This window comes from Paenibacillus guangzhouensis, assembly GCF_009363075.1.
Lineage (GTDB): Bacteria > Bacillota > Bacilli > Paenibacillales > Paenibacillaceae > Paenibacillus_K > Paenibacillus_K guangzhouensis.
In genome coordinates, this window is sequence record NZ_CP045293.1 from 3,294,551 (window position 1) to 3,321,417 (window position 26,867).

The following is a 26,867-nucleotide window of genomic DNA, read 5'->3' on the forward strand; positions in this document are numbered from 1 at the left end:
TTATTTTCGATGACAAAGAAATGATTGAAAATTCCTACTACACGTATTTTATTGTTCTCGTCCCCAAAAATGTGAGAATCCGCTGTCATAAAAATAGACTAGATGCGTGAACTGTGACGCCAACGAATCATTCTCAGTATGGAGGTAATTCGAACTTTCGGTAGGCACACAGTTAAGCCACTTGGACATTTTGCAGATACATTTAATCTTAAGAACTTGGCTTTTGTAAGAGCCATTACGAGTAATAGCAGAGTGATAAAAACTACTACATATCTTTTCTTGATAATCTCTTACACCTCCTAACAGAGTTCTCCCATTCTTTATGTAGTAGAACATAAAGCCAACTATAACTGCGATTAAAATAATATTCTATTTTATAGGTACATCTTTGTGAAAAGAAGTCTCTTCTCAGGTTGTAAAATTATTCCTTGTCATCTAAATTTATACTCACAAATATACTAATTCTCGATATGCTGTTCCGCCCTCATGTACAACCGAATCGGTAGCAAAGCGTCGATAATAGTCTACAATGTTTTCGTTCGGGTAAGCTTCCCCAAGGTAAATCGGCTCCATCTTGAAGCGGCATCGGCAAATGGAAATCCAAGTAAAGATCTGTTTTTGTTTTAGGACAAAGACAGGGGGGATGTATCCACGGCAATTACTGAATAGAAGCATACAATAAAAAAAAAGAATTTGTCTAGAAGGAGGATGAACAAATCGTTTATGAAGAGACAATCACAGTCAACAGCCACATCTTCATCATCACGTAAAAATAATTATTATCAGTTAGCATTTGTTTCAGCAATATTGCTCCTTATTTCTGCAATCATTGGCGTCTACCTTGCTTATCAAGATTTACAAGGTAATGCAAATGTAACTATCGTTGCATGAATTCATTAACTTTGCTTTGCGATTTCTCTTCGAATAATGATAGGTTTTGGAAAGCAGTATCATGATCTGCCGGTGTTGGATTTTTATTTGCCGTTGAATGGATATCGCTACGTTGGAATGCTACGGAAAATACAGAGCTGTCTAAATGTGAAAAGACCCTTGCTCTCAAGTGTTCTAACCATATTTTTTCATTACAAATCTTCAAGCTATCAAATCAGAGTAAAGGGAATAAAAAACCGCTCAACATATTCGTTAAGCGGTTCACTATTTCATTTTTCATTACTGACTGTTTTTCCCCTTCAATTGCTGATTGGCGATCCCTAGTCGTGCCAGCATCGGCTTGATGGTCAGCCCCTGAATGATCAAAGAGAACAATACGACACTAAAAGTGAGTACCAAGATCGTGTCTCTCCCCTCATAAGAGTGCGGCAAACTTAAAGCGAGTGCAATCGAGAGGCTCCCTTTTAAACCGCCCCAGTTCAGAACCGCGCTCCACTTTCTTGGAAAATGCCTCAATGGGAGAAGACTAGCGTAGACCGCAACTGTCCTACCTAACAGGACAATGACAATCGCAAGAATAATCGCTTGCCAAGTATTCGTGAAATCAATATTTTTAATTTCAAGCCCGATCATTAAGAAAATTAGAGAATTCGCAATTAACGTTATAACATCCCAGAAACTATCAATATTCATTCTCGTCGTATCTGACATCCCGATCTTAGCTCCATAACTCCCGAATATTGATATGAGAGGGTAGCTCCTTTGGAAAATCGTAGATGGTCTAAGACATTATTTTTAAGTTTCCACTGAGTGGGGATCCTGCTGCCCATCAATGTCGGCAGCCGTGTTGTAGTATTTATTAGTTATTGTCTCCCTTACCTTAAGCGTATCGGGGAACCAATTTTTATATCTGAGGCAACTTCGGTTTCATCAGTATCCGTTGTATCAATAGGTTTCTTTATGGCTCAAGGTTTAGCCTTCCCCCATTTTTGGAACAACAAAACTGACAATGGTGCCTTGATTCGGAACACTTCGGATTTGCAAACCTTTGCCTTTGCCATATAGTTGTCTCAATCTCTGGTTCGTATTGAACAAGCCGATTCCTCTCCTTACGTCCAACCGGCTGTTCAGGACGCGCCGCACCGTTTCCTCATCCATCCCTATACCGTTATCTGCAATCGAAATTTCCGCTTCATGTTCATTTTCGGTAATTTGGATATGGATTTCCCCACCTTCATAACGACTTAGTAGGCCATGTCGTATTGCGTTTTCGACAAGAGTCTGGATGCTGAGCGGGGGGACTTGCAAATGTACCCTTGGGTCAACCTCCCAGTGAATGTTAAATCTGTTCCCAAACCGTACTTTTTCGATATATAGATATGAGCGAACAAGACCAAGCTCATGCTCAAGCGGAACAAGCCGTTCCAAGTTTCTAAAGTCAAAGCTTGCCCGCAAGTAATGGCCGAATTCCTCAAGCAACGTGCTCATTTGATCATAATCGATTTCGCTGAGCGCAGCTATCGAGTTGAGTGTGTTGTATAGAAAATGCGGTTGAATTTGCGCCTGAAGCCATGCCGCTTCCATGCGTAGCCTTTCGCGTATCGATTGCTTCAATTCAGTCAATGCCCGTACTCTAGATTTCAATTCTACCGCATCAACTGGCTTCGTCACGTAATCATTGGCCCCCGAAAGGAACCCGATCTCTATATCTTCCGGTCTGCTGCGAGCGGTCAGGAGCAAGATGGGAAGCTCCGAGAGGGAAAATCGCTCTCGAACCAATCGGGACAATTCATACCCAGACATATGTGGCATCATAATGTCGGAAATGATCAAATCCCATTCTCTGGTATCCAGAATGGCAAGCGCGTCACGACCGCTTATAACTGTGACGACGTTATAATCTTCCAAAGCAAGGAGATTGCTCAATATATTTAAATTAACCGCATCATCGTCTATGACCAAAATGTTTGGCAGGTCCGAATCGGTCGTAGATTCCATGTCACAGCGAATACCAGAAACATCAGATACTGCCGCTTCAGTATAAACGGTCGATACCGAAGCGATCATTGCAGTCTCGCATTGCCTCCTGGATGCATCGGATATCTGCAATGTAAAGCTGAATACTGAACCTTGGCCTGGAATGGAGTTTACCTCCAACGTGCTTCCGTGCAGCTCCACCAGCTGCTTGCATATACTTAACCCGAGCCCGATCCCGTTTCCAATCGCCGTTATGCCAGAGTCTCCCTGCTCGTAAGGTGCAAACATTCTTTGCTGTGTCTCTAGATCTATTCCGATGCCAGTGTCGGTGACGATAATATTCGCCTTACCCTCCTTCACCTCGGCCTTAATTGTGATATGTCCTTGATCTGTATATTTTACCGCATTATGAAGCAGGTTGAACAAAATTTGAGTAAGCCGGTTTTCATCGGCCATGACACTAGAAAAGTTGGCCGGAATGTCGTTAACAATACGAATCGGCTTGCCTTCCGTCATGAAACGAAGCATATCGGTTACACCGGCTGCGACTCCCTGAATGCGGACACTCTCAATGTGCAGGCGAATACCATTCTCCTGAAGCAGTGTCATGTCAAGCAGATCATTGAGCATATATGACATTCGCTTGCCTACGGAAATGAGCAGCTTCATGTTCTCCCTATTTGTGTCGTCTTGATCGTTAATTCCGGTATCCAGAACGGTCTGGGCGATGTTAAGTATGCCATGCAGTGGATTTCGTAGCTCATGGGATGTGTTAGCCAGAAAATCGTCTTTCAGTTTGTCCGCTTTCTGCAGTTTCTCGGCGAGCTTCATCGTTTGGACGGATAAAAAGAAATAGCGTTTGAACCAGAAAGACGAAAAAGCGAGGAACGCAACGATCAGGTCGATCGGGTAATAGCCTGTAGCGAGCGGACCCTTAAGATAGCCCCCAATGATATTTGTCAAAATACAGATTAGACCAAAGACCAAATAAATGGCATTCTTATCACTCTTCAAGGTTGTATGTATCGAGAATATCAGAAGATACAAACACGCGATCAAATTAATACCGTAATATACTGACAATCCACTCAGGGCGTATCTGAGTGGCAGAAGCACAATTAGCAACACAGCAACCACACAGAAGTAGGAGAACCATCGGAACACCCTGTTCCCCGCATGTTCCAGCAAGATACTTTTGGTAAACTGCAGCAGAAAGGCGCCTACTCCAGTAAAGGATAGAAGGATCAGCTTAATGGACCACTCGTAGTTGATGATCGGCAGCCAATCCAGCAGAAGTTTATCGTCATCGAGCAGCGTCATAACAATAGCACTAACAACGAGCATAAAGAAGTAGATCAAAGATTTATTCCGCGTTCCGATTAAGTACAAAATAAGCACATATAAGGCATGCATCATCAGAACGACAAATACGACTAGCTGCATGTTCATGGAGAACCCAACTTCTTTTTCCACTGCATGTTCACTGCCGAACCTGATCGATCCTATCAGACCGCCTCTTTTACTGTTGTCATAATTTGCGACTTGTACGACAATATCAATTTCTCCTGAATCGGCTTTGAAAATAGCGGTGTAGGGCTTGCTTCGGGCAGTATACTGCTGCTTGTTCTTCGCCGGCTGGCCATCGCTCGCCAAAAGACGATCGTTCACATATAGTTCAGAAGATGTAGGCACGTTCGGAACGCGGATGCCATAATTTAATTCGTTATCCGGGTTGACCTTGACTCGCAGACGATAAGAGCCATAGCCGTAAGGCGAGTTGGCGGATAAAGATGAGCTCCAATCGCTTGGAACCTGAATGAACCTCCCCCCCTCTCCGGATGGGTTTGCGTTCGGCTCACTTTGTATCAAAAACTTGTCAGGATAAAACTCCCAATCTCCGTCTAATTTGATCGTGCGATTATTGGAAAAGTTGATACTGCGTAAATCTAACTCTCCCCGAACCGCACGAGGGTTATCAGGCGACGCCTGAAAAAAAGCCCAAATGATTCGAACTAGGATTAAGGTGATAAAGAGTAACCCTGTAAAAAAAACCACTTTTCTTTTCATCATCATAATCCTATCTATTTCGACAAAAAAAAGAAAATTCCTCTGGTTATAGCGATGTTGTTCTTATTGTATTGATCGTCGTTTCCTACGGGGGTAAATCAATCATCGAAAAGCCCATTCCATTTCGAAATAGACTCATTTTTTTCAGTTAATTGGTCCTGATCAAATTCTCTTGGAAGCCATAAACCTAACCTTGTATTTCCACCAACATATAGCCAAGTAGCCCAGACCTCTTCCTCATTATTATTAAATTGCCAATTATGATATCCCCATTGTTCCACAATCGGAAAACCCAGTTTCACATGCCAGAATTCAACAGCCAGACCCATGTTTTTCACTTCAAGCACTGCTTCTGATATTCCTTTAGATTTAATTTGCATGTTTTGACCGCCTTTAATTATCATTTCTCGCAGAATAGTATAATACCTGTTTCTCTAATGTCCATTAGCAATCCCCAAAATTTGTTATTTACTCAATCATAAAGGATTTTCATGAATAGAGAATCCGTACAATGCAGTAGGAACTTCTACAACTTTAGTCTAACGACCAGGTTAAGTTTTACTCCACTATCGTGCCCCATTAGCATGAAAGAATAAAAGAGGGTGCGTGGTGGCTACCGGCTAAATATTACCATATACAAATGAGGGATTAAATTACAGTCCGTAAGGAATGCGAGGCTGATGTGAAAGAATGGGGCGATTAGCACCGAAAGACTCGCCTCCGATTCATCCATAACCCAAAAAAGCCTCGGAGCGATCCGGGGCTGTCATATCAAATTTCTTAACGCATCCTCTGTGCCAAATTAGATAAATTTACTCAACCTAATTTTTAGCATATTTTAATTAGATAGGACTCTAATAAATTGTAAAGTGATGGGGACACCATTTTCTTGAACGCTATTTATTGTCAGGATACCTTCAGATACTTTATATACATTAAAGGGCTGTAGTATTCCGTTGATAAATAAATTCATGTAAGATACAGTATTCGGGTTCAATATTACACTGCTATCAAACTGAGTTAATCCATCCAGATTTGTGTAAGTATTCTTTACTCCATCAGACACCGTAATGTATTGGAATGTCTCCACTTTGAGAAACCCAGTTGTTGGTGGAGGTTGTGTGCTAGGAAATATGATAGAACAACCCAGTGGAGGGAATATCGAATAACTGGGAATACAGGAAGATGCTTCAGCATTATTTCGTATCCACGGCTTTGAAGTAATCCGAATTGCGCCACTTATCTCATTCATCTTTATGATTTACCTCCTAATGCTCATTAAAATAATCCATAATCCATTACCATCACCACATGATATGTATTTTCCTGTCCTTGGTTCTGTTTATGTAAAAATACAGGCTGTTCTAGGGGTAGACAAGCTACCCTAAGAACAACGCTTGTCCTACATTAATTTACAACAAATTCCACCAGTACTGGTGTTGCTGGATCAAGAACATCCCCGCCTGGAATTGTCAACGTCGTAGTCGTTGCTGTTGAAGTATTACCCTGTTGGAGCACACCATTAATATAAAGGTTGTAGTAAGAAGGCGAGGCAGGAAATGCCGTTGCAGCGACTCCTGTGTCATCTGTAAATGCAGTAGCTGCAATCGCAAATGTAGGCCCCGTTCCTGTTCCTGATGCTATTGTTGATGTAAATCTTCTACTCGCCATAAACGGTTTAATAATTGCCATTACTCAAACAACTCCATTCATTTGTTTTTACAACTCATCGAATGAAAAAACATTCAATAGACTTGCATATTATAGTAAATGCTAATCGTTTATGAGATGCTACTTTATTTCACAGGGTAGATTTATGGAATTTAAGAGCTTTGCAGAATAATGAAAACAAGTGCGATCATCATTGCCATCTTGTTTCTGCCAAAGAAAAACTAGCGAACCGATTATTGTGAAGTAGGTGTCATAAATCATTATGAAGCCATATTTACGTAAGTATGAACTTGCGGCTCGCCTAATGTAAACAGACACACCATTGGGAATTGGATCAGTGACTTTCGGGAATTTATACCACATTCAGCTCTGAAATCACATTTAATTGTGAATCAGTTTGTTCGTCTAATACGTCCATTATTAAAAGCCCTCCTGCCTTATCAATGAAAACAGCAGCTGATCGTTTGACCAGATGCCTCTATATCATGATTCAACTACAGTGTCCCGTTAGTTCAAATTAATTATTTAATTCTTCAGCAAGGAGAGAATATATTAAAATATCAGTAAATAGAGTACCGAAATAGTACGCTCTTAACAGACCTTCTCTTCTAAAATTATGTTTGTTCAATAAACTTATTGATGGATCATTTTCTGGCATTACCATGGCTTGAATACGATGCAGACCTAAATTAAAAACACTATGTAACAAATGAAAACACCATATAAAAAGATTGTTTTAATTCGTTCTCGTTTAATCTTAATACCTCCATTTTTCATTTCATCCCTGCTTATTCTCTGACTTTCAGTTTATAATATATAAAGTTCACTTAGTGAAAAAAATCATTATTAGTGCTAATTTCCTTCCTCATTTCCATGAGGATTACCACGTTATCCTGCCCGTTAGCGCAAAACGCGGCTTCCGAATTGTGCCGGCAGCCGCGTTGCAATATTTTATTAAGCTATCGTGTCCCGTTAGTTTAATAAACGACGCATACACAAGCTTATATCGGTAACCATTTTCCGTTGTACAAGACTGTCCTTCCCACGGGTTTTCTCACATGAACTCAGTCAAATTCTACAAGTGTTATTTCATAGATTAGACTTGCATACCGCTTCGCACCAAAACCACATGTAAAATCAAATTTCCTCATTGTCTACTTTTCCATTCTGTGACTGCACAGGGAATTCCATGACCGCTCTTAGGCCTCTTTGGTCCGAGCCACTTGCAAGAATGAGGCGCCCATGATGCGCCTTCGCAATCCTTGCCACCATCGGAAGCCCCAGGCCGTGACCTTGCTGATCAGGCCGTTTTCTCCTTGTTGAGTAGTGCAATTCGGTAATCTCCGCCAATTGCTCCTGTAGGATTCCTCGTCCACTATCTCTTACGATAAAGAGATAATGGGATCGGTCATTGGATAAAGAAGCTTCTATGATGATTTTGCAGCCCTGCGAGTTATGACGCACGCTGTTCTGGACAAGATTACTGATTGCCCGAAGAAGCAATTTCTCGTCCCCCTGGATCTGAACCGCTTCATCGGTCAGTTTCAATTCAATCACATAGCGGTCATCCAATCCGTTATTCAAAAATTCCGTGACAACCTGTCTTGCCAAAACCGATAGTCGGATGGGCTTCAAATGCATAGGCTGCATTTCATACTCGAGCATGGAGACCAAATTCAGGTCACTTACAAGTGAGCGAAGTTTCTCGCCTTGCCGCCGGATAATACCGGCCTGATGCCGCTGCTCCTTTGGCAAGTCTGAATGATCCTCCATTTCACTTGCATAACCGAGCACGAGCGAGAGTGGTGTCCGAATATCATGAGAAATCCCGGCAATCCAGTTGGAGCGTGCTTCATCCCGAGCTTGCAGCGCAGCTGTCTTGCTCTGAAGTATAGCTGACGCGGAATTAATGCTCTGGGCTAAATCACCGAATATACCTTTGGCATCCAACTGAACCGATTCTTGCTCCCTGGCTAGATTGTGAACGCCATCCACCAGAGGGCGTATCTTTCTTATGAGACGCGTGCCAATGACAACAGATATCAGCAGAGCCAAAGCTAAATTACAGAGTAGCAATAGTACAATCCGCAGAGGCAACGAACTTATCCAATCTGGAAGAAAATCCAATTGATATTTCCAGTGGCTTTCCTTGGGATACCCTACCACCATCAGACCATCCTTATGTTCCGACGTATAAACCGGATAATCCATAAGGTAATACCGCGAGAACTTGGCTACATCGACTAGACTGTAGGATTTAGGAACATCATGAGGTAGATGGTAGTCCCATCTCACATGACCTTTTTCACCGAGCAGCATGGCCCAGGCATCATTCTGCTTCAGAAGCTCGGTTGCCTGCTCGTCCAGTTGAAAGCTGTCATCCTGCTTCTCCAAGCCGTTGGCCACTTGCTTAACCATGCCTTCTGGGGACGGATGCTGGTAATTTTCTGTGAACACCAGCGTGCCCAAGAGTACGAAATTAAAAATAAGCAGAAATATCGAGATAAAAATGGTCGTGGCGACAAACCGGCGTAATATGCGAATAATTCCCTCCACTTAACGTATCTCCTTCACCAGCAACTTATATCCCAGTCCTCTGACGGTGAGAAGATGGATCGGTTTGGAGGGATCGAGCTCGATTTTTTCACGTACCCGCCTGATATGGACCATTAATGTATTTTCATATCCGTAGCTGTCATCTCCCCAAACGGCCTGACATAAGGCGTCACTTGTGACAATGCGATTCTGGTTTTCGTACAACTTTACAAGAATCGCATGTTCCTTTGCCGTCAATGGCAGCTCTTTATCATTCCTGTGCACAACAGCGCTATCCAGATCAATGATTTGTTCTCCCAATCGAAAAGCAGACAAGCGCTCCACCACGGGAGAGGAGAAGACCCGCTTTAGTATTACCATAAGCCGTAATACCAGCTCCCGCGGTAGAAACGGCTTCACAATGTAATCATCTGCCCCCAAACCTAGTCCAAGCAATCGGTCTTCATCCTCACCCCGCGCGGAGAGAAAAAGAATAGGAGTTTCCGAGAACTGTCTAATGGAAGACAGAAGCGAGAATCCATCGCCATCAGGCAGCATGACATCGAGAATCACGATATCCGGCTTGCCTGTGTGGCAGATCGATAGAGCTGAAGCACAGTCGGCTGCTGTGAAAATGCGGAAAAATCCCTCTTTTCTTAAAAATCTTTCTATCATAATTCTGATTTCCGGTTCATCATCTACAATTAATATTTTTTTGTCTTTTAAATTTTCCATGCTGCACCACCTGAATTTATTATACATGAACAGAGGGATTAGCTGTGTTTTTCAGATTCTATTTAAGGTTGGCGTAAGGTCTTCTAAAGATTAAGGAAAGGTAGATTCCTTACTGTTAAAACAGAGGGAAAAATTTAAAAAGACTTGAATGGAGCTGACTTTCTATGAGCGCATTAGCAATTGTGCAAACGCAAAATCTGTCCAAAACGTATGGGGAAATTCACAGTGTGAATAAAGTTGATTTACATGTACAGGAGGGAGAAATCTATGGGTTTCTGGGCCCAAACGGAGCGGGGAAAACGACTACGCTAAAAATGCTGCTCGGACTCATTAAGCCTACTGAAGGGACAATTAACATTTTCGGGGAAAGCATAAGCAAACATCGACCATCCATACTGCAACGTACCGGATCACTGATTGAATCTCCCTCCTACTACGGACATTTGACAGGGCTTGAGAATATGAAGGTCATGCAGCGCCTGCGGAACGTGCCAGATAAAAACGTAGATGAGGCGCTTCGTATTGTACGGCTGGAAAATCAGAAGAACAAAAAAGCTGAACAATATTCGCTAGGAATGAAGCAACGACTGGGAATCGCAATGGCCCTGCTGGCCTTTCCCAAGCTGTTGATCCTCGATGAACCGACGAACGGTCTTGATCCCGCAGGCATTGGTGAAATTCGGGAGCTTATCAAATCGTTACCCGAACGCTATGGAATAACGATATTGCTCTCCAGCCACCTTCTCTCGGAGATCGAACAGATCGCTACCTCAGTAGGCATTATCAGCGAAGGGAATCTGTTGTATCAGGGCAGTATGGACAGCCTGCGGCAAAAAAATAGAAACGCCATTTTTATGAAAACGGGAGACAATGCCAAAGCGGAGCAGCTACTATTCGCGCAAGGATACCGTCCAACACAAAGCGGAGGCCGGCTTGAGCTTAGCAATATTCAGGATTCGGAAGTGGCGGAAATGAACAGATTGCTTGTTGAGCATCAAATCGCTGTCACACGGATCGAGGAGCAGAAGAAAAGTCTGGAGGATATCTTCCTTGAGTTGACAGGAAAGGAGCGGAGCTTGTGATCAAGTTATTAGGACTGGAATATTTCAAAATCCGTCGCAAAAAAATATGGATTATGATTATCTTATTTCTTGTCGTAGAGATGCTGTGGGCTTTTATGTCCATTAGCCGGTCCATTGCGAGCAATCCGGATCACGCCGTTTGGGAATCTATTTTTTTTAGTATATCCTCCATGAATGGCTTTTTTATGCCGATTATTTCAGCCGTTGTTGTCTCGCGCATTTGTGATATGGAGCATAAAGGATCGACCTGGAAAATGCTTGTTGCTACCAATGTGGGACGCAGGCATCTCTACGCGGCGAAGTATATTAGCACCAATAGTCTGCTCCTGTATGGCATCTGTGTACAAGCTTTATTCATCATCGTGTTTGGGGTCATAAAGGATTTCCACGGTACGCTTCCTATTGATCTACTATTCCGGTTCATTGGGGGGACCCTACTGACAACTCTTGCTGTCACAGCACTTCAGCAATGGATTTCTTTTGCTATTAAAAATCAAGCGTTTGCGCTGTGCATGGGCATGCTAGGCAGTTTCATCGGAATGACCGCCGGATTATTTCCGGCTGCGATTAGACATATTTTTATCTGGTCTTACTATTTGGATCTCAGTCCGGTTACTTATCGATACGCCGAGTATGCGGGCGCCTATCTAGTACAGCCATTAAGCTTTGGAATTGTAGTGGGGGCGTTGATAATGACCGTCCTGTTCTATATCGCCGGGAACATCCATGTAAGCCGGCAGGAAATCTGAGGAGGAAAGTTGATGAAACGAAGTATTTCTGCTGAATGGCTCAAACTGCGTCATTCCCGGATCAGTCTTGTCATCGCTGTACTTCCAATCATAAGTCTGTTGATTGGATGTGCGAATTATTATTTGAACCAGGGCGCCCTGCAAAATGGTTGGTATAGCCTGTGGACCCAGGTCAGTCTGTTTTACGGTGTGTTTTTCCTACCTATTCTCATTGCCATCTGTTGTTCCTACATATGCAGACTGGAGCATTTAAACCGAAATTGGAATATGGTCATGACCTCTCCTGTATCAGTTACCAGTGTGTTTCTTGCCAAATGGATTGTCGTTAGCATTTTAATCTTGTTCGCGCAAGTGCTGTTCTTGGGACTCTACTGGCTTGCAGGTACCTTACTCTCCTTACCCGGGCCTTTCCCTGTAAAGACGATAGGTTGGACGATACGTGGATGGTATGCATGTATGTCTATTAGCGCTCTTCAATTGGGACTTTCGCTGCGGATCCGCAGCTTCGCCACGCCTATCGGCATTAGTCTCTGTGCGGTCTTTATTGGTCTTGGCATGTATATTGCCAAGCTCGGAATATTGTTCCCGTTCTCATTGCTCAACATTGGCATGCGTGTGATGAGTCAGGATAAGTTGACTGATCTGCAGATCTTTCTATTTTGGATGATCAATTTAGCTTTCATTATTATTTTTTCGTCGATGTCTATTCGCCGGTTGAAGAATAAAGATATCGTCTCATCCTGATTGCGCTTAGGAGGAATTTATAATGAAAAAAATGTTGCTAGTGCTGGGACTCATCATTGTGATTGGGACATGCTTGTGGATGTTCTTCTTCAACCCGGAGAAGCTGAATCCTGAGACTTCTGCGGGAAAAACAATCTATTATGCGATGATAACCGGACTTGGTGTGCAAGATGAGAATGGGCGTTATAAGTATGAGCTGACTTCCTATAATGAGGGAGGGAATGAAAAGAAGCTTGGTTTTTCGGCAGGAAAGCAATTGAGAGAAGGAGCTTATATTCAGCTATATCACACGTTGATTCGGGGCGTAACATACTGGGAAGAGGTTACCTTCGCAGAGTTGCCGAAGGCGGTTCAGGAGCAATATCAACAATAACAAGTTTTTTTGAGGCTGCCATAAGGCAGCCTTTAGTCATTCAACCAACGTTCTCCGTTAGCTGAATAAATAAAGATATTGATTCATGCCAGAACGTAGAAAGACCCACAAACGATGGTTTGCAGGGTCACTCCTCTTTCGTGGACTATTTCTCTTCGATTGGCGTATAAATCTCTAGCTCACTTTCAGGTGAAGTCGGATTAAATCTTTCGTCCATCAACTCCACTACCCAACCTTTACTATGTTTGTAGCCATTCTCATCAATCCAACGGTTAAGAGAACCATAAGCATCACCTATTTTCCAAATCTCACCTTTGTGCGTATAGACAGCATAAGTGCACACAGGAGTGGTCTGGCTTACCATTCCTTGTGGAATAGAACCAATCTCTGTGACTTGAGCGGTTGTATAGTAGGTTCCAAGGTTATCAGGTGCATAATTACCCGGTTCGTACAGAGCCAATTTTTCACCAGTTCGATTTTGGATTTCCTCCATACGACTTATTAAAGAGTCAAATGATTGCGGAATTACGGTTGGGTATTCTGAATACTTCGCTTCATGCCTGATTCCAACTGCTGAGAATCCTCTTTTGACCACTCTACACGTGTTATCTTTAACGCCTAGTTCGCTCATTTCGTTTCTCCTTTCGGTTTCATAAAGGCATAAAATAACATTTCGATTTATATCCATATTTTCCCTGCTAAAGCACATTTGATTCTCCAAAAAACTTGCCGTTACTTGTGGTACGGTTCACCGAGTATGATCTTTAGCTAACCTGCCCGTTACTTAAATGAAATCGTTTGACCAGCTGCCTCTATATTATGATTCAACTATCGTGTCCCGTTAGTTGAATCACTTGCTCACTTCATCGACTTTGCCAGCTTGACCATCATCTCCTTGTCGCGCTTCGATTCCGTTTATGTTCATTCTTTCTCTTCTTACATCAAATTTAAATTCCTTTATCTGTACTAGTATGGTTACGAACCAGAAAGCAAAACAGCGCCGATCGCAATGCCGGAAGAAGTGGCATGACGATGGCGCTTTTTTGTTATGCTTATAATTTATGATTTGCTTTGATAAATGAGTAGTGCATTGCTCAATTCACGACCAGGAGATGTTAGATAAGAACCTTGATAGTACAAACCGCTCGATGCCCCACCATCTAGTCCCATCGCTTGATACGCACCTGCCTGCAGCATCACTTGTGCCAGTTCCGTCACTTTCGCACCCGGTACGGTTACCAATATGAGTTTATGGTCTTTTGTTACCCCCACTGCACTGCGAGCACCGCTGTTGGTAAGAATCTTTGGATCCCTGAATCCTTCTGTTGCTGGATCAACTGTAACTTTTCCGTTTGTCACAAGCCGCGGACCCGCCTGCAGGGCACCATATACTTGTTCTTCCTTCACACGTATCTGAAAGTCTTTCCCTGACACTATTTCCACTTGATTATCTTTCGTGAACACCAAAACAGATCGGTTATCACCTGGACTCTTATTTACTACAGTTCCATTCTGCACGATATATCCAAATGGATTCTGTATCCCTGTGTTAGAATACGCAGCAAAATACGTTCCATTCATTGCTGCCACAGCATTATTAACTGTTGCCATATGCTTTAAAGAATCTACTGTTCCAATCTTGTTGTTAGCTACAGCAACACCTAACTGAATATCCTTGCTCAACAGATCGATTTGCAGGATCGTGGCTTTTATCTGTTTTTGACCGACATTGAACGTTTGCTGTTTCTTCGTTATTGGCTGTGACGATACCACGCGATCTAGTGAAATAATAGGCAATTTCGAGGGTTGTTCACCATTTTGAAAGACCAGCGTAGAACCAGATTTATCCCATTCCAAAGGTAGGTTCATCGCATCAATCATGACGCGAATCGGTACATAGGCAACTCCTCCGCGCACGAATGGTGCAGCATCTACCTGAATCGTGTTATCATTCCAAATTGCCGTCTTCTTTCCTATTGTGAGAATGATCTTATTCTGTTCCTTACTTACAGTAATCTCTTGAGCTTGCTCGTTCCAAGCCACACTATACTTCAATTGCTCACTCAAATAGCGGATTGGTACATAAGTTCGATTGGATTTTGTATCCATATAGCCATAATTTCGTATTCCCCCTGCTTCAGCGACTTGCTGCCACGGTCCTCCAGCCAGTAACAGCGTTACTCCCAATAACACTAGCCAACAGTTCTTTCTCATCTCTGTGTCTTCAGCTCCCCTTGCTTTCGATATACCCCACAATCAACAATATAGGTAATATTACTTATATCGACATTTGGAGAACATCTATTTATGCTCGACATAACGAAAAGCACCCCCTATAGTTTCCTTCGGTTTAAACAACAGGGTGTTTTTCCAATGTCTACTATAAGGGGTGCACTTCAAAAATGTCTGGGGCTTTTTTTGAATGGCGACATTCACTTCCTCACAAGCGCAGAAAAACAAATTCTAGCCCACGAAAAAGAGCGACACATACACCAATTACGGGTCGCTCTCATCCTAAATCCATAAACCCGCCTGGAAAACCCCATTGACCATTATCAGAACGTTTTTGCATCAGCACTCGATCTTCTTTATCAAAAACAAATGCACCCGCAACAACCATAATTACCTTCTCATTTCCTACCATTGACCTTAAATATTTTATGTAATCCATTTAAACAGCCCCCATATTTTTGTAAACCCCTAATTAAACAAAACTGCCCGTTAGTTGAACAAACTCAAAATTATTACTCGTTGTATAACCTAGACAATAAGTTAAATGTCGGACTTACTTCCCAGGTTTCATACGGAATAAAACATTTTGCACGCATCGCATCTAGTGTACGAGATTTTTGGTTTGGACGGGTTATATATTGGTCTATATTCGATTCATTTAACTCAACATATCTGGCTTCTATAATCTCTTCTGGTTGAATTTTTATTTCTCCACTCACATACTCAGCCTTAAAAACAACTGATAAAACATGCTTCGTTGCATTATAGTACACACCCGTAACCCCTAGAGGGCGGATTACAATCCCAGTCTCTTCAAGAAACTCCCTATAAACTGCTACATCTAAAGGTTCGCCAACCTCAACGTTCCCCCCTGGCATTTCCCAAGTATCTGAACGCCAATGTGTCCGTAGTAATAATACTTCACCTCTCTCATTCATAACGTAAGCGGAAACAGAAACAGTATGTTTTGGTTGTTCGTGTACCATGTAGTATCACCATCCGTTTAGAAATTCGTAAACAATTCCATATGTAGGGTTCGCGATACTTTTGAGCTATCCTGCCCGTTGGGTATCGTTGCTCTATCTTGCTCCATAGTTGAGAAAAGGCTGCCAAATGGCAGCCCTTTTAGTCTTGGAGATGAATTCATTTTTGAGCATACTTTTAGCGAAATTGACGACGTCCGATTTTACACCCTCAGCCCAAATCGAATAGCGCACTTGATTATCCGTATCCGTCCAATCTAAGTGGTCCTTCCCTTTTAACTCCGTTGTATAAACACATTCGATGCCACCGATTTCAATGGTTTCTGTTATTTTATTGGGATTGGAATCAGGAACAGGTGTCCCGTTGGTCGGCTGCGACTTCATCACAAATGTCGAGACAACCGAGACCTCTACTTTGTCTTTTACATACATGAGAACCGCACTAGATGCTTCGCCAACCTCTAATGACTTCGTGTACAAAGATTTGTTCCCTTGTGCCGCTTGTGCCTTCAACTCTTGATCTAACTTTTTATACAATTCTGATGATTCATCGGGGTTCTTGAGATATAGAACTCCTGTCTTGAACTTGTAACCTTTCGGCAAGTCTTTGGGCTTCGTGAAAAGAGGTGCGTTCATCTTCTTAGCTTTGGCCATATATTCATTGTAGTCTTTGAGAACATAACCCTTTCCTGCAAAATAAATCTGATTGAGCGGGTTAAATTTCTGATCCGCCACATAATAGGCAATGACTTGACCTGGCTTAAGACCAACATATAGCTGATTGATCTGATCTTGTATTGTCGCAGGCTTTTTATCCGCCGCCTTGATAAGTGTAGCAGAGACCCCATTATACAATTCTTTGTGCGCATTTGAGGGAGTCGATGCGTATACACTTACCGTTCCTGCAATCATCATTACCGCAGCGAGCGAAATAGCTGCTTTCATTTTCTTTCCTACCATATAAGTTTGAGCTCCTTTCGGCCATAAGGCCTTGCATTATAGGTTGCAATACATATAACACCCGATCAATCGGAAAAAGGGACATTTAGAATTAAAAAGAACAGAAACGATTTCTCTGCAATGTGAAACATTCCTACATATTGATTCGTTTATTATGGATGTATGAGATTAGATACGAATGGAGGAACTATAGTGAGAAAATGTTATCCGTTTCTTATTTCCGCTTTTCTACTGTCGGTTCTTGTCGTAGCGCCAACAACGATATTCGCTGCAGCGCCGGCAACATCACTAAACGTGTATATGAATGGGAAGCAACAGGAAGAGGTACTATTGTTGCAGGGTCGTACACTTGTACCATTGCGTGCCTTTGATGATCCGGCTCGGCTTAGTTATACCTATGATGCCAATTCGAAGACGGTCAAGATTACAAACAAGGTCAACAACGTGAGCATTCAATTAAGTGGTGGGGCTCAGGAAGCAATGATTAACGGGAAGAAAGTAAAGCTTGATGCGCAAGTAACCTTTAAGGGTGGTCGTACCTTTGTGCCTTTACGTTTCTTGTCTGAGAACTTGGGTGGTAGCGTTAGTTATGACAAAGTGGGCAATAAAGTCGTCGTTCGCACCCCTTCAGAGCAAGAACGATTCAAAACATTGATGAGCGGAGACTTGACGGAGGCACGAAAGATTGCTATTAGCCTTCCTATCATATATGGGAAGGACGCTCTTCAACCACAGGGCGAAGGATTTTCAATCAAATATACGTTTCCTAAGGGAGAAACTCTCCGTTATTATGAACAATATAAAGGGCTAATTAATTATGTTGAAATTAATGCGGATGGACTTGCGGAAGTAAAATGGCAAGGAGATGATCCACAATCGAATATAGGGCACCGCGAGAAAGGAAACAAACCAGCCGATCTAGGGGAAGCCGTCTATTTCATGGATAGCGTAATGTCCGATTACACGTACTATGGTACGATCGACAAATTGGGAAAGTCAACCGAACTAGGGCAACTCGACCGATCAAAGGAAAACAATAAAGGCAAAGTCATTGTCCCAATCAACGAAGAAAAAAGAATCGATGCGAGGACAAAATAGATTACATATCCTCGCTAGCATGCCAGCCCCCGACTGTAAGAAGTCGAGGGGTTTTCTTATTGGCTGTTCATTCCATTTCTGCCTAGATCAATAATAATCCCTATACCCTACAAATCATCAATTTGTTTCCATCAGGATCCTTCACGACGAACCAATGATCGTGCTGTATATCCGTAACGAGCTCCACACCGAGTTCTTTCATATAATCTAGTGAGCCTTGAAGATCTTCTGTTAATAACATAAAGGCTGGGGTCTCAATTGATGGTGCTCCGCCCGGCTGGTCGCCACCCCACATTGGCATGGTATCCAAAATAATCCCCGCCCCGTCCATCATTGGGATCGGGCATAGGTGACCATTCATAATTTGCGCATCCGCCTCATTCAGCCCTAGAACCCGGCAGTACCAGCTTCTAGATTTTTCAATATCCCGAACCGGGATGAAAATGCTTCCCACTTTGTTCATAACTGGGCTAGTTCTGGTCATTCCATCATTCATTTTCTGTTGCTCGATCATTGATTTCCCTCCATTTATCATTTTTAACGCTTTTGGAACCCCAACCGGTCGATAGTCTTCAATTAGTTCTTTACTTCTAGGCAATTGTCTCATGGTCCATCCTCCATTTTTATTTTAAGTAAATTGATGGGTACAAAGCACATCACTGTAACCGCCCACTCCATGTCCGTTTCCGATAATCCCTCTCCATCTTCACCAGAATCAGGTGGTATATAGTGGGCATACCAAGACCGTTCTCTATCTAACTCGTAATCGGGAGACGTAACAAGCCAGCGGTAAATCCGCTCGAGAACACCCGACATTGAACCGTAGGCTCCAGTAGTTAAGCATGCATACAGTCCGCCTTCCAAACTGGTAATTTGGTTCTCGTTCTCCTGAGAGAGCATAAAATCTTCCGGTGGAGCGATGTAGACTTCATATGTATCGCATTCATTCGTCGGCATGCCATAACTACAACTCATAAATACCTGAAGGCGTTTATCGCCAACAAACTCGTTACGGGCTAACCAATCAAGTGAAGCCTCATCGGCCCGTGCCACGCAGTCCACACCTTGGGCTCGAAAAGACACCACCCTTACTGATGGTCGTACCATTATTTGGATCGTCTCCGTCTTCTGTCTGCGCTTTACAGGAAGGTAAAGTTTCAAACGAACAATCTGACTGTTACATTGCTGGTACTCTTCCAAAAAACCATGCTCCCCGAGTTCGAACGTACTAAGTGGTAACCATTCCGATAATAGTCGGTTCCATGCAGCAACGATTTCGGAACCGGAACCTTTCGGTATACTTGTTACAGCATAAAGACCGCCCATTAGTCTAAAAGGCTGTATACCCTGGTGTTCCGCAGGGTACACTTTTTCACTAACAGCAACCATTTGGTAACCGTATGGATTCGCGCCTTCCAGATTGACATTCCAGCCAAACAGCCTCATTTGGCTTATGTCGAGCTTTGATAAATTGGCTCGGAATTCAGATAGAGAGGATTCTTCCAATCCATCCTCGCTTGAGGCGGAATACAAATAGCCGATTCCCATCATCGGGGCGAGCCGAATGACTTTTATGGATGGGAAGCGTTCGGATATCTCCCTTTCCTCTAAGTAGGTCACACGCTCAATCAGGCTAATCCGTTCGAAGCTGTAAATGAACTCGGCTCGCCGGTATAGGCCTGGAGTAAGGCCTGTGTTTCGCTTGAATGATTTTATGAAGGTCTGATAAGTATCAAAGCCACAGCGGAAACCGATGTCGATCGTTGTGAGATTGGTATGACGCAGGAGACATGCTGCCTCGCTTATTCTTCGCTTGCGTATGTATTCTTTGATGGGGTGACCTACTATGGCATAAAACATGCGATACAAATTGGGCACCGACATCACAGCTGCCTCGGCTATTTGCTCCAGCTCAAGTGACTCGACAAGGTGTTCCTCTATATAATCAATCGCACGTTGAACAGTTTCGACAGTATACATATAGACCCCCATGAATCTACTAACATTGAAGTGAATGTTTCCTTACGCTGAATTTATCATAGCAAATTGTTCCAATCATGAAGTGTATTTTTTTATCATTTTCTATTTTTTGTATCCGCATGAAAAACAAAGCGACGATAATTTGTGCGATCATGACGATAATATTCACCAAAACATGTATCATTTACGGATTGGGCTGTCAGCTTAAAGTGCGAGGAATGATGTTAGTTAGAAAAGGCAGCCGACGCAATGCGGTGACCCCTAAAAGTAAGAATCACTTAAGATTGAAGTAATAAAAAAGACAGGAGCTTTTGTTAAAGTTGAATCAGGTTGACAAGAGGAGTACATGTATATGACCTATATACTTCGTACCCATCAGTTAACAATAACCTATCATGGAAGAAAGTCGAATTGAGTGTCAGCAAGAAGAAGTTTTGATCTCATAAAGAAAGGACTGTCATTCAATGAAAAGAAGAGTATTACCATTGATACTCGTATTTATTATTGCATTTCAATTTCTACTTTCAGGCTGCCAAGCCACAGGAAGGACTGTAGAAGCAGCAGAAGTACCCACAAGACCTTTATCTATTACAGAGGTTAGTAAATTTGTAGAACAATTTTTACAGCAGGATAAAATCAAAAAGATGAATGTACCCGGGGGAGCTGTAGTTGTAGTCCAAGGGGATAAAATCTTATATGAAAAAGGATTTGGTTATGCAAATCTTGATAAAAAAATAGCCGTTAACCCTGAAAAAACGGTGTTCCTAATGGCCTCTACGACAAAATCGTTTACTGCCACCGCGATCATGCAGTTCGTTGAACAAGGAAAGATTGACCTAAACACAAATATCCAAACCTACTTAAAGGATGTCAAAATTGACAATCCATATAAAGAACCCATTACTGTGAAAGATTTACTAGATCATACAGCTGGATTTGCTTCAAGTGAAACACAAAAGGTTGATTTTGAAGAAGATTTAACAAAGATCCATCCCATGAGACCTTTTTTGCAATCAAATATGCCTCCAGTTGTGCGAAAGCCCGGGGAAGTGTACGTGTATGATAATTTTAATTATACTTTGTTGGGTTATATGGTCGAAAAAGTATCAGGTATGCCATTTGAACAATATATGAAAACACATGTATTTCAACCCTTGGAGATGAAAAATACCAGTCTCTATTTATCCCCTGAAATTCAGAAAAAACGCTCCCTCGAATATGACCCAAACGGCCATGTAATCCCTCCCTATACTTGGACACCTACGATTGATGGAGCGGCAGCGCTCAATGCAACACCTGATGATATTGCCCATTTTATGATTGCCCAACTGAATCGTGGCGTTTTCAAAAATAAACATATTCTTCAACCAAAAACTGTTCATGCGATGCAAGAATATCAATCTGAAATTCATCCTGCATATCCAGATACAACACTAGGGTTTGAAAATTCGATACTCACGCAAGACCACCATAATCAGCTCGTCATTTCTAAAGGAGGCGATGGGGAAGGTTTCAGCAACTTACTAACACTGCTACCTGAACAACAAGTGGGCTTCTTCATTGTAGGAAACATGCCTTCTGACATACGCCAAGAGTTTTATAAACAGTTCATGAATCATTTTTTTCCTACCAAGAAACAGCCAACGTATTTGACAACCCCTCAGGAAGAATTGCAGCGTTTTGCAGGAACTTTTGTAGATTTGCGTAAAGACTTTTTAATCACTCATATTACGCCACATGGTGATGGGGAGTTAGTACTTGAAAATAATATCTCTTTCATTAACGGCAATAATATTTATAAGCAGATTGATCCACTACTATTTATCAACGATGAAGGGCAGATGCTAGCTTTTAAAGAAAATCCAGATGGTTCGATTGCGTATATGAAAAATCTATTGTCTTATGCTCAAAAAAGTAAACTTCCATATTTCTCTGATGTCCAAAAGGATGATGCTTATGCACAACAAATCCGTAATGTGCAAGTGTCAAAACTGTTGCCTTCAACTTGGAAAGATCGGTTTGAACCGAATAAACCTATAACGTGGGGAGAATTTATAACCATGACGATGCTAGTACTAGAAGTCTCCCCTACGATTGAACCAGAACAAAGAAAAAATGGATCAATCACAGAAGAGGTACAAAAAGCAAAGGACATCGGGATTATAAACGCCCCTATCACAATAGATGCGCCGATCCAACGACAAGAAGCTGCAACTATTTTTATGAAAGCAGCCAAAAAACTTAGAATGCCAGAGATAGATATGTTAAATGCTCAGATAACAGGAGAAGTAAATGACTCATCGAAACAGGGAGTTAAGGCAATGGTAGCACTAGAATTATTTGGGCCTGAAGTTACTAAAACCGAATTAGGTGTCGATTACCATGCCAAACAAAAGATGCTTAGAAAAGAAGCCGCTGCATTAATTTCTGAAGCTATTTATAAGTTAGCGCCCTGATCACAAAATCAATCTCCAGAGCTCAATCGAAGGGAATACTAGAAAAAGTCACCAACATCTCATCCGAGTCTAAGGCTTATCCTCGATGAGCTTCCGGTTTTTCTCATTACTTTGCCGTAATTTCTCGTTCATGATATTGAAGCTGTCAGGTCAGTAAAGGGGTGTTTATACACGGTTGCAGCATCGGGATAGGTACCGGTGAGCAGGCCGATGTACGATGTATATCCTCGTATGAAACAACAAATAGTCCCTATCTTGTAAGAGAATTGGGACTATTTGTTCACTTTCTGGATCAACCATTAAGATGTCACTTTTTATTCCGCTTATTCCTTTTATTCTTACTTATTAGGAAAATAAGATAGACAGCTGCACCCAATAATACCACCCACATGCAAGCAGTTTTGACATAACCTACATCACTCATAAATAAGTTATTTCCATAATAAGTAGCCGAAAAGGCTAAGCACATCACACCGACAATCATAAACAATGCAGCGATCAACAGGTCTATTTTTTTCATGTTTATTCCTCCTGCATCGTCCGGAGAGCGAATTGAACTGTAAAACAAGTACCAATCCCCTCTTTACTGCTTACTTGAATCGTCCCACCCTGCAGCTTAACTAATTTCTTCACGATGGAAAGCCCAAGCCCAGTTCCACCTGTTTCTCTTGATCTTGACTTCTCCACCCGATAGAATCGATCAAAGATGTACGGAAGCTCATCTTCTGGAATTCCGATTCCTGTGTCTTCAACTGTGAAGGATACAGTATCAAACGTACTTCTCATATAGATTTGAATAGTACCCTGTTCCGTATAACGTATCGCATTCTCTAATAAATTTAGCACGATTTGCTCCACTTGCATGCTATCCCCACGAATTATCGAATCAGATGCAGATGGATGAACAACAAGTTCTAATCCTTTATCCTTCGCTTTCAAGGCTACTTTTTGTACCGCAAAGGTGATAATATCCTTCAAGTCGACTCGATCCATGTATAGACTGACCTTTCCCTCTTCCATCTTGGCCAGTTCAAACAGATCATCCACCAGATGTTGAATACGTATACCTTCTTGATAAATGATATCTAAATAGCGATCCTTCTCTTCTTCAGTTTCATATAAATGGTTTTTCACTACTTTTGCGTAGCCTTTCAAATAGGTAATGGGAGTCCGGAGTTCATGAGAAATGTTGGCGAAAAACTCTTGTCTTGTATCTCGGTACCGTTGTAAATCGGATGCTAAGTTATTGATTGCTACAGCTAGATCACCAATTTCATCTTTGCTATGAATCTCTAAGCGAGTTTCTAACTCTCCGATGGCTATTTTTTTCGTCGCTTTTTGCATAAGAATTAAGGGACGTGAAAAGAGTAGAGCCATAATCCAAGTGATTCCTATGGCGAACAAAAACGCTCCAATCCCTGAAAGGATCAGAAGATTGCGAACAGCAGCAAGGGATTTATCCATGCTTTGGGTTGAGGCCATCACATAAATAGCTGAAGAAACTGTATGATCTTTATAAATCGGTTGACCAATGACAAAAAAACGATTGCCTGACGGATCTTGGTGCTCTAAGTTAATAGACTGCCCTGAAAAAATCTTCTTCAAATCTTCTGAACGAATAAATGAACGATCTTCTGGATTATGTCCACCGGAATGAAGAGTTATCTCACCTACTCCGTTGATATAGAACATACTCACATTTGAAAAATCTGCAAAGGTAAGTATCATTTCCTCGGAGGAGTTCTCCGTAGTCTCTGCCATCGTTATGAAATGAGAGGTCATCTCCGTGACTTCCGTCCTCATTTCCTTGTAATAAAAGTTCGAAAACATCTGATATAGACTCACACCAAGAAAGAAGAGGACAATAAAAAAAACCGAAGCGATGACTAAACCTAGTTTCATCCCAATTCGATTTCGTCTCATTCCTCCCCTCCCTGCGCTGCGAATTTATAGCCAACGCCCCAAACCGTTTGAATAGGATTATAGCCAAGTCCTGAGCGCTGTAATTTTTCTCGTATATTTTTGATGTGCGTATCCACGACTCGTGCATCTCCCGAATATTCATAACCCCATAAGCGTTCAACTAACTCTTCACGTGAAAAAGATCGTTTTATATTTTGTGCCAGATAAAGAAGTAAATCAAATTCTTTAGGTGTAAAATCAATGCTTACATCATGAATATAGATTTCTCGAGCTTCAGGACTTATTCTAAGGTTTTGATGTTCTATCATCGTTTCTTGGAGTTTATTTAATTGATTGATCATGGAACGTCTCAGTAACGAATAGACACGTGCCAATAACTCTTCGGGTTCAAAAGGTTTCGTTAAATAATCATCTGCTCCAATACCTAGTCCGAGCACCTTATCCTTTGTTTCTGTTCGAGCAGTGAGCAGGATGATAGGTATGGTTTCTGTTTCCCTAATTGTTTTGCAAACCTGCCAACCATCCATACCAGGCATCATGACATCTAGTAATATCAGATCAAATGAATACTGCTTCATCATTGATAATGCCTCATAACCTGATGAGGCTTCCTTGACCTCAAAGCCCTCTTTCATGAGATAGATACGGATCAAATTCCTCATATTCCATTCGTCATCAACTAGGAGTATCTTAATTTTAGACAATATTTTCACCTACTTCTTATCAAATCTGTTCCCAATGTAAACCATTCGTAACATGAATTCAAGGTAATGTGTTTTTTATCGCTTAATATCCCTCTCATACTTAACACACCCGTTACATAAGCGGAAAGCCGTCAGCCACATTCGTAGGCAAACGGCACTCTGTTCGATTAATCTGGTGTTTTCTTATTATTTAATCTGTTTATCATTGGCATAAGAATCATATGCGATAGAGGACATATTAAGAGTAGACCCATCAATAGATAATTCGTTGGATTACCTTGATATGAATTAATAAGTACGATTAACATCACAAAAATGAATGGGAGTACACAACATAACTTCAACATCCAATTGTGTGATTTAGATCCATGCTCAATAGCATTCTTCGTACTGCTGTTTCCTTGATTATGATTTCCACAACAACTCATATTTCACACCACCTTTTGATAACGAACTTATCTTAATTTCTGAATATCAATTTTCATTTGCTCATTCTGAGCTTTCAATTCTTCTAACTCTCTTTGCATCTTCTGCGTCTCTTCTTGATTTCCTTTCCGCTGTTCGCCACTTCCATGTCCATGACCTCTACGCATGCTGAACATCATCACTATCATCATCAGTGGACAAGCTAAAAATAATAACCACGACCAATCCATCAGTATACCCTCCATTTCCAAAACGTAATCAATAACTGAATTGTAAATCAAGGTTGTGTAGAAATCGTGTTGATTCCATGGAGAATGCATGAGGTTGAATTCTACCTACACGATTCAACAATTGTTGGTCCTACCTTTTCAAATGTAAAAAGCCGACCACGAGAGTCGGCTCTTCTGAATTCGAGATCAGATTTGATATTTTAATAATTAGATTCGAACAATTCCTTTAAATCGATCCCAATTTAGTTTTTTGCATCATGGAGTTATTTTTCATCTTACCTTGGTTATTAGAATTTCCTCCACTTTGATGACAATTGTTGTACATCTGCTCTAACTCGGTATCATTGTAGTTAGGATGCATTTCTTTCATGAATGGAAGCATCTCTCTAAAGTTCCCTGGGCCAACTTCTGCCGCATAGGCAGCAGTTCCGATACCAAGTGCCAATACAGACGCACCGACGATAGCGATAAGTTTGGTTTTCATGGTGTTCACCTCCTTTCATAAGTACATATTGAGACGAAATCATACTTCATATCATCCCACTGTCCATCTACGGATGGAACGTTTTTTCTGGACAATCTGACTCCACCACTTCGATGCCGTAATCACGAACTCTAAGCAAGTCATAACCTCTATTCGTATGAATCTCAATCCACTGCGTCTCCTCTGTTAGCTTGACTGTTTTGTGTACTTTTCCATCTAATTGAATTTGTGCATATGTTTCCCCTTGGGAAATCTCTTCAGGGAAGAGTTGTAATGTACAGATACCGTAAATAATCGCTGCGACAATTAGTAGAATGGAGATGAAGATAACATCTCCTTTTTTAAATTTGATTTGATTCAACTTGCTCACATCACTTTATAAATCTCGACACCTTCAAGTTTTTGTTCTTTCCATTTACTACACATCAATCCACTCATAAAGAGGATACTAATAACGATAACAGCCATACTTGTCCATTGAGCTGCCGTCCATCCTAGAGTATACTTTGGCGTATCGCCTCGCATGAATTCCAAGAAGAACCGTCCAGCGCTGTAAAAGATATTGTA

General features: G+C 41.7%; 26 protein-coding genes and 2 pseudogenes. 7 read left to right on the plus strand and 21 right to left on the minus strand.

Features of this window, described 5'->3' with window-relative positions; all coding sequences use genetic code 11:
- Positions 1 to 723 precede the first annotated feature (723 nt).
- Entirely contained in the window at positions 724 to 891 is a 168-nt protein-coding gene (locus GCU39_RS14805; protein ID WP_227793579.1) for a hypothetical protein, read from the plus strand.
- Between the two features lie 279 nt (positions 892 to 1,170).
- Here GCU39_RS14805 and GCU39_RS14810 read toward each other — a convergent pair.
- The 7 genes and pseudogenes from GCU39_RS14810 to GCU39_RS14845 form a co-directional block, all read right to left on the minus strand.
- Positions 1,171 to 1,632, minus strand: a pseudogene (locus GCU39_RS14810) (cation:proton antiporter domain-containing protein); the annotation flags it as partial.
- Positions 1,633 to 1,863: 231 nt separating this feature from the next.
- Complete coding sequence (locus GCU39_RS14815) at positions 1,864 to 4,737, minus strand: hybrid sensor histidine kinase/response regulator (RefSeq protein WP_227793580.1); 2,874 nt, start codon at positions 4,735 to 4,737, stop codon at positions 1,864 to 1,866.
- A gap of 296 nt (positions 4,738 to 5,033) precedes the next feature.
- Complete coding sequence (locus GCU39_RS14820) at positions 5,034 to 5,315, minus strand: VOC family protein (protein WP_152394234.1); 282 nt, start codon at positions 5,313 to 5,315, stop codon at positions 5,034 to 5,036.
- Between the two features lie 458 nt (positions 5,316 to 5,773).
- Positions 5,774 to 6,187, minus strand: a complete 414-nt coding sequence (locus tag GCU39_RS14825) for a DUF4183 domain-containing protein (protein ID WP_152394235.1) — start codon at positions 6,185 to 6,187, stop codon at positions 5,774 to 5,776.
- 155 nt (positions 6,188 to 6,342) lie between these two features.
- The gene (locus GCU39_RS14830) at positions 6,343 to 6,627 is read right to left on the minus strand and encodes a DUF4183 domain-containing protein (protein ID WP_152394236.1); all 285 of its coding nucleotides are present in this window, start codon (positions 6,625 to 6,627) and stop codon (positions 6,343 to 6,345) included.
- Between the two features lie 1,116 nt (positions 6,628 to 7,743).
- Positions 7,744 to 9,162, minus strand: coding sequence for a sensor histidine kinase (locus GCU39_RS14840; RefSeq protein WP_152394237.1), 1,419 nt, complete (start codon positions 9,160 to 9,162; stop codon positions 7,744 to 7,746).
- Complete coding sequence (locus GCU39_RS14845; RefSeq protein WP_152394238.1) at positions 9,163 to 9,876, minus strand: response regulator transcription factor; 714 nt, start codon at positions 9,874 to 9,876, stop codon at positions 9,163 to 9,165. It abuts the gene before it with no gap.
- 164 nt (positions 9,877 to 10,040) lie between these two features.
- Here GCU39_RS14845 and GCU39_RS14850 point away from each other — a divergent pair, with 164 nt between their 5' ends.
- The 4 genes from GCU39_RS14850 to GCU39_RS14865 are packed head-to-tail and all read left to right on the plus strand — an operon-like array spanning position 10,041 to position 12,824.
- Positions 10,041 to 10,958: an ABC transporter ATP-binding protein gene (locus GCU39_RS14850; protein ID WP_152394239.1), complete on the plus strand. Its 918-nt coding sequence runs from the start codon at positions 10,041 to 10,043 to the stop codon at positions 10,956 to 10,958.
- Positions 10,955 to 11,707, plus strand: a complete 753-nt coding sequence (locus GCU39_RS14855) for an ABC transporter permease (RefSeq protein WP_152394240.1) — start codon at positions 10,955 to 10,957, stop codon at positions 11,705 to 11,707. Before GCU39_RS14850 ends, GCU39_RS14855 begins: the two co-directional genes overlap by 4 nt.
- Positions 11,708 to 11,719: 12 nt before the next feature.
- Entirely contained in the window at positions 11,720 to 12,451 is a 732-nt protein-coding gene (locus tag GCU39_RS14860; protein ID WP_152394241.1) for an ABC transporter permease, read from the plus strand.
- Between the two features lie 22 nt (positions 12,452 to 12,473).
- The gene (locus tag GCU39_RS14865; RefSeq protein ID WP_152394242.1) at positions 12,474 to 12,824 is read left to right on the plus strand and encodes a YxeA family protein; all 351 of its coding nucleotides are present in this window, start codon (positions 12,474 to 12,476) and stop codon (positions 12,822 to 12,824) included.
- 145 nt (positions 12,825 to 12,969) lie between these two features.
- On the opposite strand, the gene GCU39_RS14870 is transcribed toward GCU39_RS14865, so the two are convergent.
- The 5 genes and pseudogenes from GCU39_RS14870 to GCU39_RS14890 all read right to left on the minus strand — a co-directional run bounded on the left by GCU39_RS14870 (position 12,970) and on the right by GCU39_RS14890 (position 16,999).
- Positions 12,970 to 13,455: a GyrI-like domain-containing protein gene (locus GCU39_RS14870; protein ID WP_193726932.1), complete on the minus strand. Its 486-nt coding sequence runs from the start codon at positions 13,453 to 13,455 to the stop codon at positions 12,970 to 12,972.
- A gap of 428 nt (positions 13,456 to 13,883) precedes the next feature.
- Positions 13,884 to 14,933 (minus strand): phosphodiester glycosidase family protein, encoded by a 1,050-nt coding sequence (locus GCU39_RS14875; protein WP_227793581.1) that lies wholly within the window; start codon positions 14,931 to 14,933, stop codon positions 13,884 to 13,886.
- 403 nt (positions 14,934 to 15,336) lie between these two features.
- Positions 15,337 to 15,495: pseudogene (locus GCU39_RS14880) on the minus strand (NUDIX domain-containing protein); the annotation flags it as partial.
- Between the two features lie 73 nt (positions 15,496 to 15,568).
- Positions 15,569 to 16,042: an NUDIX hydrolase gene (locus GCU39_RS14885; RefSeq protein ID WP_152394245.1), complete on the minus strand. Its 474-nt coding sequence runs from the start codon at positions 16,040 to 16,042 to the stop codon at positions 15,569 to 15,571.
- Between the two features lie 93 nt (positions 16,043 to 16,135).
- On the minus strand, positions 16,136 to 16,999 hold the full coding sequence (locus GCU39_RS14890; protein WP_193726933.1) for a hypothetical protein: 864 nt from the start codon (positions 16,997 to 16,999) through the stop codon (positions 16,136 to 16,138).
- Positions 17,000 to 17,191: 192 nt separating this feature from the next.
- On the opposite strand from GCU39_RS14890, the gene GCU39_RS14895 reads away from it, so the two are divergent.
- On the plus strand, positions 17,192 to 18,097 hold the full coding sequence (locus GCU39_RS14895) for a copper amine oxidase N-terminal domain-containing protein (RefSeq protein WP_193726934.1): 906 nt from the start codon (positions 17,192 to 17,194) through the stop codon (positions 18,095 to 18,097).
- Positions 18,098 to 18,197: 100 nt separating this feature from the next.
- Here GCU39_RS14895 and GCU39_RS14900 read toward each other — a convergent pair whose 3' ends face one another.
- On the minus strand, positions 18,198 to 18,611 hold the full coding sequence (locus tag GCU39_RS14900; protein ID WP_407671715.1) for a VOC family protein: 414 nt from the start codon (positions 18,609 to 18,611) through the stop codon (positions 18,198 to 18,200).
- 89 nt (positions 18,612 to 18,700) lie between these two features.
- Complete coding sequence (locus GCU39_RS14905) at positions 18,701 to 20,077, minus strand: helix-turn-helix domain-containing protein (protein ID WP_193726935.1); 1,377 nt, start codon at positions 20,075 to 20,077, stop codon at positions 18,701 to 18,703.
- A 464-nt stretch (positions 20,078 to 20,541) separates the two neighbouring features.
- On the opposite strand from GCU39_RS14905, the gene GCU39_RS14910 reads away from it, so the two are divergent.
- Entirely contained in the window at positions 20,542 to 22,533 is a 1,992-nt protein-coding gene (locus tag GCU39_RS14910; protein ID WP_152394249.1) for a serine hydrolase domain-containing protein, read from the plus strand.
- A gap of 307 nt (positions 22,534 to 22,840) precedes the next feature.
- On the opposite strand, the gene GCU39_RS14915 is transcribed toward GCU39_RS14910, so the two are convergent.
- From GCU39_RS14915 to GCU39_RS31980, 7 genes are all read right to left on the minus strand, one after another.
- Positions 22,841 to 23,053: a hypothetical protein gene (locus GCU39_RS14915; RefSeq protein ID WP_152394250.1), complete on the minus strand. Its 213-nt coding sequence runs from the start codon at positions 23,051 to 23,053 to the stop codon at positions 22,841 to 22,843.
- Positions 23,054 to 23,055: 2 nt separating this feature from the next.
- Positions 23,056 to 24,294: a sensor histidine kinase gene (locus GCU39_RS14920; protein WP_227793582.1), complete on the minus strand. Its 1,239-nt coding sequence runs from the start codon at positions 24,292 to 24,294 to the stop codon at positions 23,056 to 23,058.
- Positions 24,295 to 24,452: 158 nt separating this feature from the next.
- Complete coding sequence (locus GCU39_RS14925; protein WP_265333543.1) at positions 24,453 to 25,118, minus strand: response regulator transcription factor; 666 nt, start codon at positions 25,116 to 25,118, stop codon at positions 24,453 to 24,455.
- Positions 25,119 to 25,615: 497 nt separating this feature from the next.
- Positions 25,616 to 25,816 (minus strand): DUF2933 domain-containing protein, encoded by a 201-nt coding sequence (locus GCU39_RS14930; protein WP_152394253.1) that lies wholly within the window; start codon positions 25,814 to 25,816, stop codon positions 25,616 to 25,618.
- A gap of 226 nt (positions 25,817 to 26,042) precedes the next feature.
- On the minus strand, positions 26,043 to 26,300 hold the full coding sequence (locus GCU39_RS14935; protein WP_152394254.1) for a hypothetical protein: 258 nt from the start codon (positions 26,298 to 26,300) through the stop codon (positions 26,043 to 26,045).
- Positions 26,301 to 26,367: 67 nt separating this feature from the next.
- Positions 26,368 to 26,670, minus strand: a complete 303-nt coding sequence (locus GCU39_RS14940; protein WP_152394255.1) for a NusG domain II-containing protein — start codon at positions 26,668 to 26,670, stop codon at positions 26,368 to 26,370.
- On the minus strand, positions 26,667 to 26,834 hold the full coding sequence (locus tag GCU39_RS31980) for a hypothetical protein (RefSeq protein WP_265333524.1): 168 nt from the start codon (positions 26,832 to 26,834) through the stop codon (positions 26,667 to 26,669). The genes GCU39_RS14940 and GCU39_RS31980 overlap by 4 nt, the downstream gene beginning before the upstream one ends.
- Positions 26,835 to 26,867: the final 33 nt, after the last annotated feature.

Excerpts from the sequence above, each read along its gene's own strand:
- GCU39_RS14905 (WP_193726935.1), bottom strand. The coding sequence starts at position 20,077 with ATGTATACTGTCGAAACTGTTCAACGTGCGATTGATTATATAGAGGAA.
- GCU39_RS14850 (WP_152394239.1), top strand. The coding sequence starts at position 10,041 with ATGAGCGCATTAGCAATTGTGCAAACGCAAAATCTGTCCAAAACGTAT.
- GCU39_RS14925 (WP_265333543.1), bottom strand. The coding sequence starts at position 25,118 with ATGAGGAATTTGATCCGTATCTATCTCATGAAAGAGGGCTTTGAGGTC.
- GCU39_RS14890 (WP_193726933.1), bottom strand. The coding sequence starts at position 16,999 with ATGGTAGGAAAGAAAATGAAAGCAGCTATTTCGCTCGCTGCGGTAATG.
- GCU39_RS14885 (WP_152394245.1), bottom strand. The coding sequence starts at position 16,042 with ATGGTACACGAACAACCAAAACATACTGTTTCTGTTTCCGCTTACGTT.
- GCU39_RS14860 (WP_152394241.1), top strand. The coding sequence starts at position 11,720 with ATGAAACGAAGTATTTCTGCTGAATGGCTCAAACTGCGTCATTCCCGG.
- GCU39_RS14805 (WP_227793579.1), top strand. The coding sequence starts at position 724 with ATGAAGAGACAATCACAGTCAACAGCCACATCTTCATCATCACGTAAA.
- GCU39_RS14820 (WP_152394234.1), bottom strand. The coding sequence starts at position 5,315 with ATGCAAATTAAATCTAAAGGAATATCAGAAGCAGTGCTTGAAGTGAAA.
- GCU39_RS14915 (WP_152394250.1), bottom strand. The coding sequence starts at position 23,053 with ATGAAAAAAATAGACCTGTTGATCGCTGCATTGTTTATGATTGTCGGT.
- GCU39_RS14870 (WP_193726932.1), bottom strand. The coding sequence starts at position 13,455 with ATGAGCGAACTAGGCGTTAAAGATAACACGTGTAGAGTGGTCAAAAGA.
- GCU39_RS14875 (WP_227793581.1), bottom strand. The coding sequence starts at position 14,933 with ATGGATACAAAATCCAATCGAACTTATGTACCAATCCGCTATTTGAGT.
- GCU39_RS14930 (WP_152394253.1), bottom strand. The coding sequence starts at position 25,816 with ATGGATTGGTCGTGGTTATTATTTTTAGCTTGTCCACTGATGATGATA.
- GCU39_RS14910 (WP_152394249.1), top strand. The coding sequence starts at position 20,542 with ATGAAAAGAAGAGTATTACCATTGATACTCGTATTTATTATTGCATTT.
- GCU39_RS14830 (WP_152394236.1), bottom strand. The coding sequence starts at position 6,627 with ATGGCAATTATTAAACCGTTTATGGCGAGTAGAAGATTTACATCAACA.
- GCU39_RS14935 (WP_152394254.1), bottom strand. The coding sequence starts at position 26,300 with ATGAAAACCAAACTTATCGCTATCGTCGGTGCGTCTGTATTGGCACTT.
- GCU39_RS14865 (WP_152394242.1), top strand. The coding sequence starts at position 12,474 with ATGAAAAAAATGTTGCTAGTGCTGGGACTCATCATTGTGATTGGGACA.
- GCU39_RS14900 (WP_407671715.1), bottom strand. The coding sequence starts at position 18,611 with ATGATCGAGCAACAGAAAATGAATGATGGAATGACCAGAACTAGCCCA.
- GCU39_RS14920 (WP_227793582.1), bottom strand. The coding sequence starts at position 24,294 with ATGGCAGAGACTACGGAGAACTCCTCCGAGGAAATGATACTTACCTTT.
- GCU39_RS14825 (WP_152394235.1), bottom strand. The coding sequence starts at position 6,187 with ATGAATGAGATAAGTGGCGCAATTCGGATTACTTCAAAGCCGTGGATA.
- GCU39_RS14845 (WP_152394238.1), bottom strand. The coding sequence starts at position 9,876 with ATGGAAAATTTAAAAGACAAAAAAATATTAATTGTAGATGATGAACCG.